This is a genomic window from Streptomyces flaveolus, assembly GCF_044765825.1.
Lineage (GTDB): Bacteria > Actinomycetota > Actinomycetes > Streptomycetales > Streptomycetaceae > Streptomyces > Streptomyces flaveolus.
Genome location: NZ_JBIWKU010000010.1, coordinates 34,621 through 48,394, shown reverse-complemented (window position 1 = coordinate 48,394; position 13,774 = coordinate 34,621). Strand labels below are relative to the sequence as shown.

Annotated in this window: 12 protein-coding genes; 6 read left to right on the top strand and 6 right to left on the bottom strand. The window is 72.3% G+C overall.

Annotated elements, in window-relative coordinates:
* Positions 1-24 precede the first annotated feature (24 nt).
* Complete coding sequence (locus ACIRG6_RS27365) at positions 25-2,628, bottom strand: AMP-binding protein (RefSeq protein ID WP_403324887.1); 2,604 nt, start codon at positions 2,626-2,628, stop codon at positions 25-27.
* Positions 2,629-2,915: 287 nt separating this feature from the next.
* On the opposite strand from ACIRG6_RS27365, the gene ACIRG6_RS27360 reads away from it, so the two are divergent.
* Positions 2,916-3,449 carry a hypothetical protein gene (locus tag ACIRG6_RS27360; protein ID WP_318214840.1) on the top strand — a complete coding sequence of 178 codons (534 nt, stop codon included), beginning with the start codon at positions 2,916-2,918 and terminating at the stop codon, positions 3,447-3,449.
* 287 nt (positions 3,450-3,736) lie between these two features.
* Entirely contained in the window at positions 3,737-5,176 is a 1,440-nt protein-coding gene (locus tag ACIRG6_RS27355) for a non-reducing end alpha-L-arabinofuranosidase family hydrolase (RefSeq protein ID WP_364819991.1), read from the top strand.
* Positions 5,177-5,274: 98 nt separating this feature from the next.
* Here the strand turns inward: ACIRG6_RS27355 and ACIRG6_RS27350 are convergent, their stop codons facing one another.
* Entirely contained in the window at positions 5,275-6,267 is a 993-nt protein-coding gene (locus tag ACIRG6_RS27350) for an alpha/beta fold hydrolase (protein ID WP_365020532.1), read from the bottom strand.
* A gap of 145 nt (positions 6,268-6,412) precedes the next feature.
* Here ACIRG6_RS27350 and ACIRG6_RS27345 point away from each other — a divergent pair, with 145 nt between their 5' ends.
* Positions 6,413-7,030, top strand: a complete 618-nt coding sequence (locus ACIRG6_RS27345) for a helix-turn-helix domain-containing protein (protein WP_364819986.1) — start codon at positions 6,413-6,415, stop codon at positions 7,028-7,030.
* 42 nt (positions 7,031-7,072) lie between these two features.
* Here the strand turns inward: ACIRG6_RS27345 and ACIRG6_RS27340 are convergent, their stop codons facing one another.
* Positions 7,073-7,936 carry an AraC family transcriptional regulator gene (locus ACIRG6_RS27340; RefSeq protein WP_403324886.1) on the bottom strand — a complete coding sequence of 288 codons (864 nt, stop codon included), beginning with the start codon at positions 7,934-7,936 and terminating at the stop codon, positions 7,073-7,075.
* A 165-nt stretch (positions 7,937-8,101) separates the two neighbouring features.
* Here ACIRG6_RS27340 and ACIRG6_RS27335 point away from each other — a divergent pair, with 165 nt between their 5' ends.
* A complete protein-coding gene (locus ACIRG6_RS27335; protein WP_403324885.1) occupies positions 8,102-8,914 on the top strand; it encodes an alpha/beta fold hydrolase in 813 nt (270 codons plus the stop codon).
* Positions 8,915-8,972: 58 nt separating this feature from the next.
* On the opposite strand, the gene ACIRG6_RS27330 is transcribed toward ACIRG6_RS27335, so the two are convergent.
* The gene (locus ACIRG6_RS27330; RefSeq protein WP_403324971.1) at positions 8,973-9,824 is read right to left on the bottom strand and encodes an alpha/beta fold hydrolase; all 852 of its coding nucleotides are present in this window, start codon (positions 9,822-9,824) and stop codon (positions 8,973-8,975) included.
* 99 nt (positions 9,825-9,923) lie between these two features.
* Here ACIRG6_RS27330 and ACIRG6_RS27325 point away from each other — a divergent pair, with 99 nt between their 5' ends.
* Together ACIRG6_RS27325 and ACIRG6_RS27320 are read left to right on the top strand one after the other, a co-directional pair.
* Complete coding sequence (locus ACIRG6_RS27325; protein WP_364686542.1) at positions 9,924-10,337, top strand: winged helix-turn-helix transcriptional regulator; 414 nt, start codon at positions 9,924-9,926, stop codon at positions 10,335-10,337.
* 622 nt (positions 10,338-10,959) lie between these two features.
* Positions 10,960-11,478 carry a transglycosylase SLT domain-containing protein gene (locus ACIRG6_RS27320; RefSeq protein WP_364686539.1) on the top strand — a complete coding sequence of 173 codons (519 nt, stop codon included), beginning with the start codon at positions 10,960-10,962 and terminating at the stop codon, positions 11,476-11,478.
* A gap of 213 nt (positions 11,479-11,691) precedes the next feature.
* On the opposite strand, the gene ACIRG6_RS27315 is transcribed toward ACIRG6_RS27320, so the two are convergent.
* Together ACIRG6_RS27315 and ACIRG6_RS27310 are read right to left on the bottom strand one after the other, a co-directional pair.
* Positions 11,692-13,221 carry a helix-turn-helix domain-containing protein gene (locus ACIRG6_RS27315; RefSeq protein ID WP_318214853.1) on the bottom strand — a complete coding sequence of 510 codons (1,530 nt, stop codon included), beginning with the start codon at positions 13,219-13,221 and terminating at the stop codon, positions 11,692-11,694.
* 76 nt (positions 13,222-13,297) lie between these two features.
* The gene (locus ACIRG6_RS27310; protein ID WP_134651282.1) at positions 13,298-13,495 is read right to left on the bottom strand and encodes a DUF4236 domain-containing protein; all 198 of its coding nucleotides are present in this window, start codon (positions 13,493-13,495) and stop codon (positions 13,298-13,300) included.
* Positions 13,496-13,774: the final 279 nt, after the last annotated feature.

The following is a 13,774-nucleotide window of genomic DNA, read 5'->3' as shown; positions in this document are numbered from 1 at the left end:
ACCCGGCGGATCCGGCGGCTTCGGTCACCCACCGTCACCAGCCGTCCGGCTCCGGTCCGCCGCCCGGCGTACGTTCCGCAGCCGGGCCTCGACCTCCTCGCCCACCCGGTTCCCGGCCCGGCCGTTGGCCAGCACCACGAGGCCGCTGCCCTCGCGCAGGCAGAGCAGCGACGCGGCGTAATAGCCGGGCGGGGCCCCCTCGTACCCGAACACGGCGCCCGAGCCGGCGGCGTCGAGGGGCGTGGCCGGAGCGTGGAGGCCGTCCGAGCCCAGTGCCGGCATACGGGCCGCGGTGTCCCGGCCGAGCAGGGCGAGCGGAGCGCCGAGCACGGAGCGCCGGAGCTCCAACGCGACCTCGGCCAGATCGGCGGCGGTGGTCCACAGCTCGGCCGGATCCGCGGGCCGTACGCCGTCGACCGCGCGCCCGGCGGCGTCATGGCCCAGCCGGGCCACCGGTGCGCCGCTCCTGCCGACGGTGCGGGGCGGCGGCCCGCCGAAGCAGCTGTCGTCCAGTCGGAGCGGCCCGAGCACCAGACGCCGCATCAGCGGCCCGAACGCCTCGCCCGTGGCGTCCTCCAGCAGCGCGGGCAGCAGCACGGCGCCGGCGTCGGCGCGGGCCAGCAGCTCCGCCAGGGTGACCGCCGTGTCCCCGCTGCGGCCGACCGGGGCGTCCAGCGCCAGCACCCCCTCCTCCACCAGGCGCAGCGCGCCCAGGGCCGCGACGTGCCGGCTCAACGTCCCCACCGGGAAGGCGGTGCGCGGAGTGATCGGCCTGCCCGCGCCGTCGCTGCCCGCGGCCTCGACCGCCGCCAGGCCGCCGCCCTCCAGTACGGCGACGCAGGCGCCCGGCACCCGGTGGTCCGCGAGCAGCTCCGCGAGACTGCTCCCGCCGAGAAACGTGCGCCGCCCCCGTGAGACCCGCCCGCCGGTGCCGCCCGGCCCGCCGCCCTGCCCGGGCAGCGCCGCCCGCTCCACCCGCCCGTCGGCGTCGCGCGGCACCTCGTCGAGGAGGGTCAGGCTCGCGGGGACCAGGTGTCCGGGCAGCCGCCGCCCGCAGTGGGCCGCCAGCGCCGCCGCGTCCAGCCCCTGCGCGCCGGGGCGCGGCACCACATAGGCGGCCAGGCGGACATCGCCCGGCGCGGCCTGCACGCCGAGGACGACGGCCTCGCCGACGCTCGGGTGGTCGTGGAGCGCCTCCTCGGTCTCCGCCGGGTCGGCCCGGTGGCCGCGCACCCACAGCTGCCGGTCGCTGCGGCCGAGCAGCTGCACCTCCCCACCCGCCGTCCGGCGCGCGAGCTCCCCGGTGCGGTGCATCCGCGTCCCCGCGGGACCGCAGGGATCGGGGAGGAACCGCAGCGCCGTCAGTGCGGCCCGGCCCACATAGCCCCGGGCGACGCCAGGACCGGCCACGTACAGCTCGCCCACCGCACCGTCCGGGACCGGCAGACAGGCACCGTCGAGCACCCGCAGCCGTGCGTCCGCGCCGGGCGGCAGGGGAGTGATGCCGCCGTACGACGTCTCGGCCGTCCCGTACGCGGTACGCAGCCGGCCCGAACCGAGCAGCCCGGTGAGCCGCGCCGCGGCGGGCCCCGGCGTCCCGCCCGCGACCACGAACACCTCGGCCAGCGCGGCACTCCCCACGTCCCCCAACTGCCGCACGAGCAATTCGAGATGACCGGGCGCCACGACCAGGAACGCGAACGGACCCGCCACCGCGAGCCACTCGCCCAGCCCCGCCAGATCCAGGGCCTGAGGTGCGAGCAGCACCCGGCGGCCGGCGCACAACGGCACCCACAGGCCCGTCGCCGCCGACTCGGAGGCGACCGACGAGAACACCGCCGTACCACCGTCCCCGGCGCCGTCCAGCTCCCGCGCGGCCGCCGTCACATGGTGCGCCAGCCCGCGGTGCGTGACCGCCACGGCGAGCGGGCGTCCGGCCGCCGCGGGCACCTGCGTCACATACGCCACGTCCTCCGGATCCGGTGCCCCGCCGAGCGGCTCGCCCGACTGCCGGGCGAGCGCCCCGCACACCTCGGGATCGTCCACGTACCGGACCTGCCCCTCGAACCCGTCGGGCCCGTGGGCCACTTCGGAGACCAGGAACCGCGCCCCCGTGGCACCGAGCAGTGCGCGCAGCCGGGCCGCCGGGAACTCCGGGTCCAGTGGCAGACACCCGGCCCCCGCCTTCCACACGCCCAGCGTCACCGCGTGCAGTTCGGCGCCCCGCCCGAGCAGCACCCCCACCAGCGCGCCGCGCCCCACCCCGAGCGACCGCAGATACCGGGCCCAGCGGTTGGACGCCGCGTCGAGCCCGCCGAAGGACAGCGCGAACCCGTCACCCTGCACGGCCACCGCCTCCGGCACCCGGCGCGCCTGACGACCGACGGTCTCGGCGACGCAGACACCGGCCGCGCTCACCCCCTCCGCCGTGCGACGGCGCAGCCCCGCCGGACGCGGGTCGGTCCACACCTCCTGCACCCGCGCCAGGCACCGCTCCCGCGTCCCGCTGGTCCCCTCGGCACGCCAGCCGGCGGGCAGTTCACGGTCGGCCCACCAGAGCGAGTACTGCCCTTCGCCGTTGAGCACGACGCACCACCGGGCGCCGGCGACGGTCAGTGGTGCGGACAAGGCTGCTCCTGTGGAGTCCATGGGCGTTCCCCGGGTCGAAAGAATCAGCCCACTCTGCCCGCAGGTGCCATACCCGGCCTATGCGAGCGCTGGGCGCCCTCGGGACGACGGCAGGACACGGCGCTGCTCCCCGGCCGATCCCCGCAGCTCACCGCGGCAAGCCAAGAGATCGCCAACCACCAGAAGAGGATCACGGTCTGTACTGAAGCGGTGACGCCGGGCCCGGCACTCACGCACAGCCCAGTTCTGTCAGGAATACGGCACCTGCCACGAAGGAGCACACCCCCATGCACGGCTTCTCGACGCGACGGTTCACCCTGACCGCGATCGCCGCCTCCGGCGCGCTCGCGACCACCCTGGCCCTGGCCGGCTCGGCCGTCGCCGTCGCTCCGGCGACCGCGACGGCCTCGTACAACTGCGGGTTCGCGGGCAGCGGCACCGTCACGCTCACCGCGGCCGACTCCGGCAACGGCAAGACGATCCGGATCGACTCGACGGACATCCGCACGCAGTTCGCGCTCGACGCCAACACCGTGACCACGACGCTGAAGCTGAACAAGACGTCGGGTGGTGCGACGAGCGAGGTGCAGTTCTCCGGCACCGTGCACGAGGCCGCGAACACGGGCGACCCGCTCACCTTCGGCCCGCTCCCGCTCGCGGCCGGGTCCCTCTCCACCGGTGACACCACCGACTCCGTGGCCCTCACGGGCGCGCCGAGCGCGTCCAACTGGTCCCTGAAGTTCACCGTGAACGACGCGGGCGGCAGCTTCACGTCCTACTGCACCGCCACCGGCAACCAGTCGGCGGCCTTCACCTGGTAGTCCCCCCCCCGCACACACCGCGTCCCCCGGGAGCCCCGAGCTCCCGGGGGACGCGGTGTGTGCGGGGGCTCGTATCCGCGAATCTTTCGATGGAGCTCTCGACTCTTGCGAGAGGTATTGACGTCGTTCACCGTCTCCCTATCATTCAATTTGCTCGACATTCCGACCTGCGTTCGATATTCCGAACGTGCGCCCCTGTGATGACCGATCCGCAGGGAGCGAGCCGCTCACGTAAATGTCATGCCCACGTCATTCGTTCGAGCATGCCCGAGGATGAGGAAGTTCCCATGCGCAGACGAAGTTTCAGCCGCAGGTATCCGTCTGTGGTGCTCGCCGCCGTCGTCGGGGCCCTGGCCGCGTTGGCGGCGATGCTCGTCGCCACCCCGGCTCAGGCGGCTTCCACCGGCGCCTTGCGCGGTGTCGGCTCGAACCGGTGTCTCGACGTGCCGGGAGCCGGCCAGACCAACGGCACGGCCCTGCAGATCTACGACTGCTGGGGCGGGACGAACCAGCAGTGGACGCTGACGGACAGCAATCAGCTCACCGTGTACGGCAACTCCTGCCTCGATGTTCCGGGCCACGCCACCACGGCCGGTACCCGGGTGCAGATCTGGGCCTGTTCCGGCGGTGCGAACCAGCAGTGGCGGGTGAACGCGGACGGCACGGTCGTCGGCGTGGAGTCCGGGCTGTGCCTGGAGGCCGCGAGCGCGGGTACGGCCAACGGCACGGCGGTGCAGCTCTGGACGTGCAACGGCGGCAGCAACCAGAAGTGGACCGGCCTGTCCGGGACCCCGACCCCGCCCGACGGCACGTGTGCCCTTCCGTCGACATACCGGTGGACGTCGACGGGCGCGCTGGCGCAGCCGGCGAACGGGTGGGCCGCGGTGAAGGACTTCACCAACGTGACCTACAACGGCAGGCACCTGGTCTACGCGTCGAACGTGTCGGGATCGTCGTACGGCTCGATGATGTTCAGCCCCTTCACGAACTGGTCGGACATGGCGTCGGCCGGACAGACCGGCATGAGCCAGTCCGCGGTGGCGCCCACGCTGTTCTACTTCGCGCCCAAGAACATCTGGGTGCTGGCGTACCAGTGGGGTGCGTGGCCCTTCATCTACCGCACGTCGAGCGACCCGACCAACCCCAATGGCTGGTCCGCTCCGCAGCCGCTGTTCACCGGGAGCCTTCCCGACTCCGGCACCGGTCCGATCGACCAGACCCTGATCGCCGACGGCCAGAACATGTACCTGTTCTTCGCCGGTGACAACGGCAAGATATACCGGGCGAGCATGCCGATCGGGAACTTCCCGGGCAGCTTCGGCTCGTCGTACACGACGGTCATGAGCGACACCGCGAAGAACCTGTTCGAGGCGCCGCAGGTGTACAAGGTCAAGGGCCAGAACCAGTACCTCATGATCGTCGAGGCTCGGGGTGCGAACGAGCAGCGCTACTTCCGCTCCTTCACGGCCACCAGCCTGAGCGGCTCGTGGACCCCGCAGGCCGCCACCGAGAGCAACCCCTTCGCGGGCAAGGCCAACAGCGGTGCCACCTGGACCAACGACATCAGCCACGGTGACCTGGTCCGCAACAACCCCGACCAGACCATGACCATCGACCCCTGCAACCTGCAGCTCCTCTACCAGGGCAAGTCCCCGACCGCGGGCGGCCCCTACGACCAGCTGCCGTGGCGGCCGGGTGTCCTCACCCTGCAGCGCCAAGCGTCCTGATCCGAGCTGCTGACCGGACCCACCGCTGCGAGGAACCCCGGCCGTACGACGGCCGGGGTTCCTCCGCGGGTCCGATGTCACCGGTCAGGTCTGCCCGGTCAGTCCTGGAGGGAGGCCAGCCAGGCGGTCAGGAGACCGTTGACCTGCTCCGGTCGTTCCTGCTGGACCCAGTGGCCGCAGCCGTCCAGGAGGTGCGAGGAGACCAGCCCGGGGAGCGTGACCGGGTAGGCGTCGATCGCGTCGGCCATCCACGTCGTGGAGGCGTCCAGGCCGCCACCGATGAACAGGGACGGCTGCTTGATCGGGGCGCCGTTGTACGGGGCCAGGTCCTCCCAGTCGCGATCCATGCTGCGGTAGCGGTTGAGCGCCCCGGTCATGCCGGTCCGTTCGAACTCCCCCGCGTACACGTCGAGATCGTCCTCGGTCAGCCAGGCCGGGAGCGGGCCGGCCGGGAAGCGGTCGCGCAGCCGTCCCGTGCCCCGGTTCAGGAAGTGCGGGTCGGGCTCGCCCCGGGTCGGCATGGTGTCGGCGGACAGGGCGCTGAAGAAGCCCGCGAGCCAGCCCCGGACGTCGGGTTCGATCTCGGCCTCGGCGCGGCCCGGCTCCTGGAAGTAGGACACGTAGAACTCCTCCTCGGGGCCTCCGATCCCGGTGAACACATCGGTGGGGCGGGGCCCGCCGGGCGGGGCGTAGGGAACGCTCAGCAGCCCGACCGCGCGGAAGACGCCGGGGTGGAGCAGGGCCGAGGTGGCGGCGATGGTGGACCCCCAGTCGTGCCCGACGATCACCGCGCGGTCCTCGCCGAGGGCGCCCACCAAGGCGACGTTGTCCTCGACCAGGTCGAGCATGCGGTACGCGTGGGTCGCGGCGGGCTTGGAGGAGCGGCCGTAGCCGCGCACGTCGAGCGCGACCGCCCGGTAGCCCGCCGCCGCGAGGGCCGGGAGCTGGTGGCGCCAGGAGTACCAGGACTCGGGGAAGCCGTGCACGAGCAGGACCAGCGGCCCGGTGCCCTGCTCGACCAGGTGCAGCCGTCCGGCGGGCGACGGGACGGTGCGGTGGCGTGGACCGGCGGACGGCGTGGGCTGGGGCATGGTTCTGTCTCCTCGGAAATCCTGGTGGCCGCGGGTGCACCGATGATGCGCCGCGGCGCCCGGCCGAGGCGACCGCTCTTGCCCGTCTGGCAAAGTGGCAGGACAAGACCATGGAGGCGGCCCGTGGAAGGGAGGCGAGGCGACCGTGACGGACGACGGCGTGGCCGACACACTGGCCGCGATGGCGTCGCGGCTGAAGGCCGCGCGCGAGCACCGCGGCGACACGCTGACCGACGTGAGCCGCGCGACCGGCATCTCCCTCAGCACGCTGTCGCGGATCGAGACCGGCCGGCGCGCGCCGACACTGGAGGTGCTGCTGCGGCTGACGAGGACGTACGGCCTCTCCCTGGACGAACTGGCGGGCAACGGGTCCGCCGCGGCGGACAGAGCACGCCCGCCCGCGCCGCGGAGGCGCGGCGACGACAAGACGGTGCTGCCCCTGACCCACTACGTCGGAGGCCTGCACGCCCACAAGCACGTACTGCCGCCTGTGGACGGACCGCCACCGCGGCCACGGCAGGTCGTCCACGACGGGTACGAGTGGCTGTGCGTGCTGTACGGGCGACTGTGGCTGGCGCTCGGCGATCAGGACCTCGTCCTCACCGCCGGTGAGGTGGCCGAGTTCGACACCCGCACCGCCCACGGAGTGGCGAACGCCGGCCCCGGTGGACCCGTCGAGTACCTGATCATGTTCGGCCCGCAGGGCGAACGCCTGCGACCGCGCACCGGCCCGGCAGCCGGCCCCGGGGACCGGCGGCCGTAGCGCTCCGCGCCGGGCCCAGGACCCGCAGCGGGCGTGCGGAGGTCAGGCCCTGTGCGTGCGCGCCGCACCGTTGGCCGCGCGCCAGGCGGCGGGGGGTGTGCCCGCCTGGCGCCGGAAGAAGGTGGTGAAGTTGCCGGCGTCCCGGAAGCCGAGGCGCCGGGCACAGGCGCTGACCGGCAGGTCGGTGTGGGCCAGCAGCCGCCTGGCCTCCAGAAAGATGCGCTGGTCGAGGAAGCTCTTGGCGCCCGCGCCGGTGACGGCGCGCGTCGCCCGGGTGAGGGTGCGCACGTCGTAGCCCAGTGCCCGCGCGTGGTCCGCCACGTGGTGCCGGTCGGCGAAGTGCTCCTCGACGGCGGCCCGGTAGGCGCGGAACACCTCCGCGGACCGGTCACCGGCCGGCGGCGCGCCGGTTCGGGCGGGGGCGTCGGGAAGTGCGCGCAGGACCAGCGCCGCCAGCAGGTGGGCGAGCAGCGCGGGTGCTGCCAGGCGCGGGGTGCGTGCCGCCGTTTCGTGCTCGCGGCCGAGGTGTGCGGCCGCGAGCAGGGCCAGCTCCTGACGTTGCCGGTCCAGGTGCCAGCACACCGGGGCGGTGGCCTCCTCCGACGTGAAGCCGGGGAGGAAGCCGGGCCGGAAGAGGACCAGCGGACCGTCGCAGGCGTCGATGTCACTCCAGCGGTGCACCGTTCCGGGCCGGATCCACACGGCGCTGCCCTCCGCCAACCGGTAGGTGCGGAAGTCGGCTTCGTGGCTACCGGTGCCGGAGGCGATCAGGGCGAGGACGTGGAAGTCGGGGCGCTGGGGAAGCACGCGATGGCGGCGGGTGTCCATGGAGCGCAGCGCGGCGAAGTCGATGACCTCCACGCCGTGCGGCGAGCCGACGGCAGGCGAGTAACGCAGTTGTCGCACAGCACGGTGTCCGTTTTCCACAACTGCCGTGCTCCTTTCCACCGGGAAGTGGGCCGGGTCCTCCCTACCGTCGAGAGTGCACCTGGCAGGCAGCTCAGGTTATCCGCTCAGGGTTGCGGCAGCGCGACGCCGATCGCCTCACGCGGCCGAGTGAAAGGTGGAGGGATGCAGGAAACGACAACAACGGTGCCGGTGACCGGTGGGGCTTTGCACGTACGGGTCGCGGGCCGTACCGGACCGACGCTGGTGTTCGTCCACTACTGGGGCGGCTCCGCCGACACCTGGAACGAGGTGATCGTCCGTCTGCCACCCGGGCAGGCGACACTCCGCTTCGACCAGCGCGGCTGGGGCTCCTCGGGGGCGATGCCCGGCCCGTACCACCTCGACCGGCTGGCCGACGACCTCGCCCGCGTCGTCGATGCCTGTGTATCCGGGCCGTTCGTCCTCGTCGGACACTCGATGGGCGGCAAGGTGAGCCAGCTCCTCGCGGCCCGCGGACCGGCCGGCCTGGCCGGCGTGGTGCTCGTCGCGCCCGCACCGCCGGAGCCGCCCGTGACGGTGACCGAGGAGTACCGGCGGGGACTGTCCCACGCGTACGACTCGCCCGAGACGGTGCGGCACGCCCTCGACCACGTCCTGACCGCCACACCCCTGCCCGAACCGGTGCGGGCGACCGTGGTGCGCGACAGCCTCGCCGCCGGACCCGAGGCCCGGCGGGAATGGCCCCTGCGCGGTATCGCGGAGGACATCACCCGCGCCGTGCGCGGCATCGCGGTCCCGGTGACCGTGCTGGCCGCGGAGAACGACGTGGTGGAACCGCCGGATGTCCTGCGCGAGTGCCTCCTGCCCCACGTCCCGGGCGCGACCCTGACCACCGTCCCCGCCTCCGGCCACCTGCTCCCCGTGGAGTCCCCGGACGCCGTCGCGGCCGCCCTCGGAGACTTCCTCGCGCTCATCGAGGACCGACCGCACGGATGATCACGGCGGCGGGGCCGGAACGCGCAGCGGACGTGCTGGTCACGGGCCCTCGCTCCGGTCAGGCCGCTCCGGTGTCCTCCCCGGCCAGGAACGGACGCAGCAGCGTGAGCAGGGCGCGCGGCCGGTGCAGCGGGATGATGTGGCCGCAGTCCTCGATGACGTGTCCGGTCAGATCGTCGGCGAGGGGGCGGAGTTGGCGTTCCAGTGCGTCACCGACGGGCCGGGCGCCCAGCGCCATCGTCGGCACGGTCAGGCGGGCAGGGGCGACCGCCCGCTCGATCTGTACCGCGCTCTCGGGCAGGGCCCGGTAGTACGAGAACGCACGGCTCAACGCCTCGCGGCCGGTGTACGCGCGGACGAAGGCGTCCCGGACGGCCGGGCGCACCCCCTCGCCCAGCGTGCCGGCGCGCAGGAACCAGTCGACGTATTCGGCTTCGTGGCCCTCCAGCACGGTCTCGGCGAGGCCGGGCGCGGCGGAATGGAAGCCGAACCACCACGGTGGCCCGTCGGCGAGGAAGTCCTCGGCGCCGGGCAGCCCGCCCAGCAGGGACTCCATGACGACCAGGCGCCGGACGAGACCGGGGCGACGCAGGGCGAGGAGGAAGGCCGGCGGGGTGCCCGCGTCGATGCCCACCACCGCGGCCGAGGACACCCCGAGCGCGGTGAGAAGCGCCGCGGCGTCCTCGGCCAGGGTGCCCGCGTCGTACCCGGAGGCGGCCGGGCTGCTCGCGCCGAACCCGCGCAGGTCCGGTGCGATGACGCGGTAGCGGCCGGACAGGCCGGCCATGACGTCCGTCCACAGCTCCCAGGTGTGCGGGAAGCCGTGCAGCAGCAGGACGGCCGGACCGGATCCCGCGAGGGCGACGTTCAGTTCGACACCGTTGACGGGGACGCGTCGCAGCTCGGGCATGGGGTCCTCCGGGGCGGTGAGCGACAGTGACATGGTCACCGTAAGGAACTACCGTGGCCCGCCCAAGACGGCACTTTCGCATCAGGTGGTGAGCTCCAGGTGACCACGTCGAGGCCCGGCGGACGCGACCGACGGCCCGGGGAGCGCGGCGACCTGCTCGATCCGCGCTGCCCGACCCGTCGGCTGCTCGACCGCATCGGCACCAAGTGGACGTCGATGACGGTCAAGGTGCTGGCCGAAGAGGCTCCGGACGAGCTCCGCTTCGCGGAACTGAAGCGCCGTGTCCCGGGCATCTCGCAGAAGATGCTGTCCACCACCCTGCGCAGCCTGGTCCGCGACGGCCTGGTCGCGCGCCGCGTGGAACCCACCGTGCCGCCCGCCGTCCACTACCGGCTCACCGCGCTCGGCCTCTCCCTCGAAACGCCGCTCTCCGCCCTGCGGGACTGGGCCGAGGCCCACATGGCGGAGATCGACCGCAACAACCACCTCACGGACGAGCCACCCGCTCACTAGGGGCGCGCATCGAAAGGTGCCGCGAGGGCGGGAAACCTCCGGCACATGGTTTACGTCGTACGGAGCCTGTCCGACGGTTGAGCGGGCCGTCGGCCACGCTCCGAGGAACCCGGCCGTCCTGTTCGCGGCTCAGTCGAACAGCGCTGCCGGCGCGGTCCCGCCCGACAGGATCCGCCAGGCGGGCACCCTCACCGCACGGCTCTTCCTCACGACCTCGAACGGTGACTCCGGCGTTTCGTTGAGTGAGGTGCCTGTCTTCACAGGGTGACGAGAGGTGAGCACCGGGTGACCGGCTCTGTGAGGGCGCGCACAGGGCGCACGCCACACAGGGCCGGGCTTAGTAGACGCCCGACGGCCGCTCGCTCGCGTGGTCGCCGGACGTCCGGGCCATCACGCCGCCGGTCTGCGAAGCGGCGTAGTAGGTCACACACTTGTCGCGGCGCCGGAGCGTTCCGCAGTGTGTTCGGAGTACCGGGGAGCCGAGCGCCGGGACCGGACGGGAAGAGCCCGTCCGTGATCCAGACACCGGCCCTGATGACGCGAAGCCGCGTCCAACGCGGACACCGCGTCGCCGACCCCCCGTCGGCCTCCCCATCACGTTCCCGAATGGAGAGGTACACCCATGCACGCCATCATGCGCCGCCCCGGCATCCGTAAGTCCGCCGTGGCCTCCCTCGCCGCCGCGGGCGCCGCCGCCGTCACCCTCACCCTCGCCCCGAGCCCGGCGCACGCCGCCGAGCCGGCCAAGGCCTCCACCGCGCAGACCCAGGCCCAGACCGACAGGATCAACGCCATCGTCAAGGCCGGCGAGAAGAAGTACGGCAGCGACCTCGACGGCTGGATCCGCACCGCCCTGGACGTCATGGACGCCAAGAACATCCCGGGCAGCTACGAGGGCCTGCACCGCAACATCATGCGCGAGTCGTCCGGCAACCCGAACGCGCAGAACAACTGGGACGTCAACGCCCGCAACGGCATCCCCTCGAAGGGCCTGCTCCAGGTGATTCAGCCCACCTTCGACGCCTTCCACGTCAAGGGCACCAAGGACTCCATCACCGACCCGGTCGCCAACATCGTCGCCGCCTGCAACTACGCGGCCGACAAGTACGGCTCCATGGACAACGTCGACTCCGCCTACTGACCGGCGGACCCACCGACCGCCTGAGCCCCCGGGACAACCGGTCCCGCGCGGAGGCCGGCGGGGCCCAGGCAGCACGGCGGGGCCGGAGGGACGTGTCGTCCCTCCGGCCCCGCCTGCGTCGCGCCCCGTGCGTCCCGAGGAAGCCACCACGCTTCCTACGGCCTCGCGTTCATCCAGGTCGGAAGGGGATGACGGCGTCTTTTCGGAGCCCTTTCAGATATCCCGGAACGTCTCGATCTGCGCCCCGATCGAGTTCAGCCGTTCCGCCAGGTCCTCGTACCCCCGGTTGATGACGTACACGTTGCGCAGCACCGACGTGCCCTCCGCCGCCATCATCGCCAGCAGGACGACCACCGCCGGGCGCAGGGCCGGCGGGCACATCATCTCCGCGGCGCGCCAGCGCGTGGGGCCCTCGACCAGGACGCGGTGGGGGTCCAGGAGCTGGAGGCGGCCGCCGAGGCGGTTCAGGTCGGTCAGGTAGATGGCGCGGTTGTCGTAGACCCAGTCGTGGATGAGGGTCTTGCCCTGCGCGGACGCCGCGATGGCCGCGAAGAACGGGACGTTGTCGATGTTGAGGCCGGGGAACGGCATCGGGTGGATCTTGTCGATCGGCGCCTCCAGCTTGGAGGGCCGGACGGTGAGGTCCACCAGACGCGTGCGGCCGTTGTCCGCGACGTACTCCGGCGTGCGGTCGTGGTCGAGGCCCATCTCCTCGAGGACCGCCAGCTCGATCTCCAGGAACTCGATGGGCACGCGACGCACCGTCAGCTCCGACTCCGTCACGACGGCGGCGGCCAAGAGGCTCATCGCCTCGACCGGGTCCTCGGAGGGGGAGTAGTCCACGTCGGCGTCGATGACCGGCAGGCCGTGCACGGTCAGCGTGGTGGTGCCGATGCCCTCGACCTTGACGCCCAAGGCCTCCAGGAAGAAGCACAGGTCCTGGACCATGTAGTTGGACGAGGCGTTGCGGATGACGGTGACGCCGTCGTGCCGGGCGGCCGCGAGGAGTGCGTTCTCGGTGACGGTGTCGCCCCGCTCGGTCAGCACGATCGGCCGGCCCGGACGCACGCTACGGTCGACCACCGCGTGGTAGTGGCCCTCGGTCGCGGCGACGTCCAGGCCGAACGGGCGCAGCGCGATCATGTGCGGCTCGATGGTGCGCGTGCCGAGGTCGCAGCCGCCGGCGTAGGGCAGCCGGAAGCGGTCCATGCGGTGCAGCAGCGGGCCGAGGAACATGATGATGGAGCGGGTGCGGACGGCGGCCTCGGCGTCGATGGCCTCCATGTCCAGCTCGGCCGGCGGCACGATCTCCAGGTCGGTGCCGTCGTTGATCCAGCGGGTGCGCACGCCGATGGAGCCCAGCACCTCCAGGAGGCGGTAGACCTCCTCGATGCGGGCGACCCGGCGCAGCACCGTGCGCCCCTTGTTGAGCAGCGAGGCGCACAGCAGGGCCACGCAGGCGTTCTTGCTGGTCTTGACGTCGATGGCACCGGAGAGGCGCCGGCCGCCGACCACGCGCAGGTGCATCGGACCCGCGTAGCCCAGGGAGACGATTTCGCTGTCCAGCGCTTCTCCGATACGGGCGATCATCTCAAGGCTGATGTTCTGGTTGCCGCGCTCGATGCGGTTGACGGCGCTCTGACTGGTGTTGAGCGCCTCCGCAAGCTGTGACTGCGTCCAGCCGCGGTGCTGCCGGGCGTCACGGATGAGCTTGCCGATGCGTACGAGGTAGTCGTCTGCCATGAGGTTGAGGCTATCTCAGATATGAGATGGCGCCTCTTGGGGGGGTCCGTTCGGGTGATGCGACGTCAAAGGGGTGTCAGCGGCGCCGATCGGTGGTCGTGCGGCGCCAGCCGAAAGGCCCCGGCAGATCCATCGATGTCGTACGTCGTCCCGTGCTGCTGCGGGTGTGGCGCGGGCCGTTCCTGCCGCCGGTCGTGATGGACCACGAACGTTTGTTGATGTTCAGCCGCACTCCGGGGAGGATCCGGAAGCTCTTGCGGAACGTGAGCGGCATCGTGCCTCCTTCCGATTCGTGCCGGATGGTCCCGGCGCAAGTCGGATACCCCGGTTCGGCGTAGAGATGGCCGCCCGGGTCACTCGGGTGGGGTGCACGCCACACGGCGCCCGGGCATGACCAGCCCGCCCTCATGTACTAGAGTTATCTCGACATCGAGATATCTGCCGAGGCGCACCGCAGCCGCCACCCTGGTAAGGGTACCCTAACTTAGCCCTACCTCAGCGGACCGGCCAGGGCGGCGTGGCGGCAGGATGCGGTGGTACGCGCACATAAATG

What these genes read in the sequence shown, in the direction of transcription:
- ACIRG6_RS27360 (WP_318214840.1), top strand. Translation starts at nt 2,916, where the DNA reads ATGCACGGCTTCTCGACGCGACGGTTCACCCTGACCGCGATCGCCGCC.
- ACIRG6_RS27355 (WP_364819991.1), top strand. Translation starts at nt 3,737, where the DNA reads ATGCGCAGACGAAGTTTCAGCCGCAGGTATCCGTCTGTGGTGCTCGCC.
- ACIRG6_RS27350 (WP_365020532.1), bottom strand. Translation starts at nt 6,267, where the DNA reads ATGCCCCAGCCCACGCCGTCCGCCGGTCCACGCCACCGCACCGTCCCG.
- ACIRG6_RS27335 (WP_403324885.1), top strand. Translation starts at nt 8,102, where the DNA reads ATGCAGGAAACGACAACAACGGTGCCGGTGACCGGTGGGGCTTTGCAC.
- ACIRG6_RS27330 (WP_403324971.1), bottom strand. Translation starts at nt 9,824, where the DNA reads ATGCCCGAGCTGCGACGCGTCCCCGTCAACGGTGTCGAACTGAACGTC.
- ACIRG6_RS27320 (WP_364686539.1), top strand. Translation starts at nt 10,960, where the DNA reads ATGCACGCCATCATGCGCCGCCCCGGCATCCGTAAGTCCGCCGTGGCC.
- ACIRG6_RS27315 (WP_318214853.1), bottom strand. Translation starts at nt 13,221, where the DNA reads ATGGCAGACGACTACCTCGTACGCATCGGCAAGCTCATCCGTGACGCC.
- ACIRG6_RS27310 (WP_134651282.1), bottom strand. Translation starts at nt 13,495, where the DNA reads ATGCCGCTCACGTTCCGCAAGAGCTTCCGGATCCTCCCCGGAGTGCGG.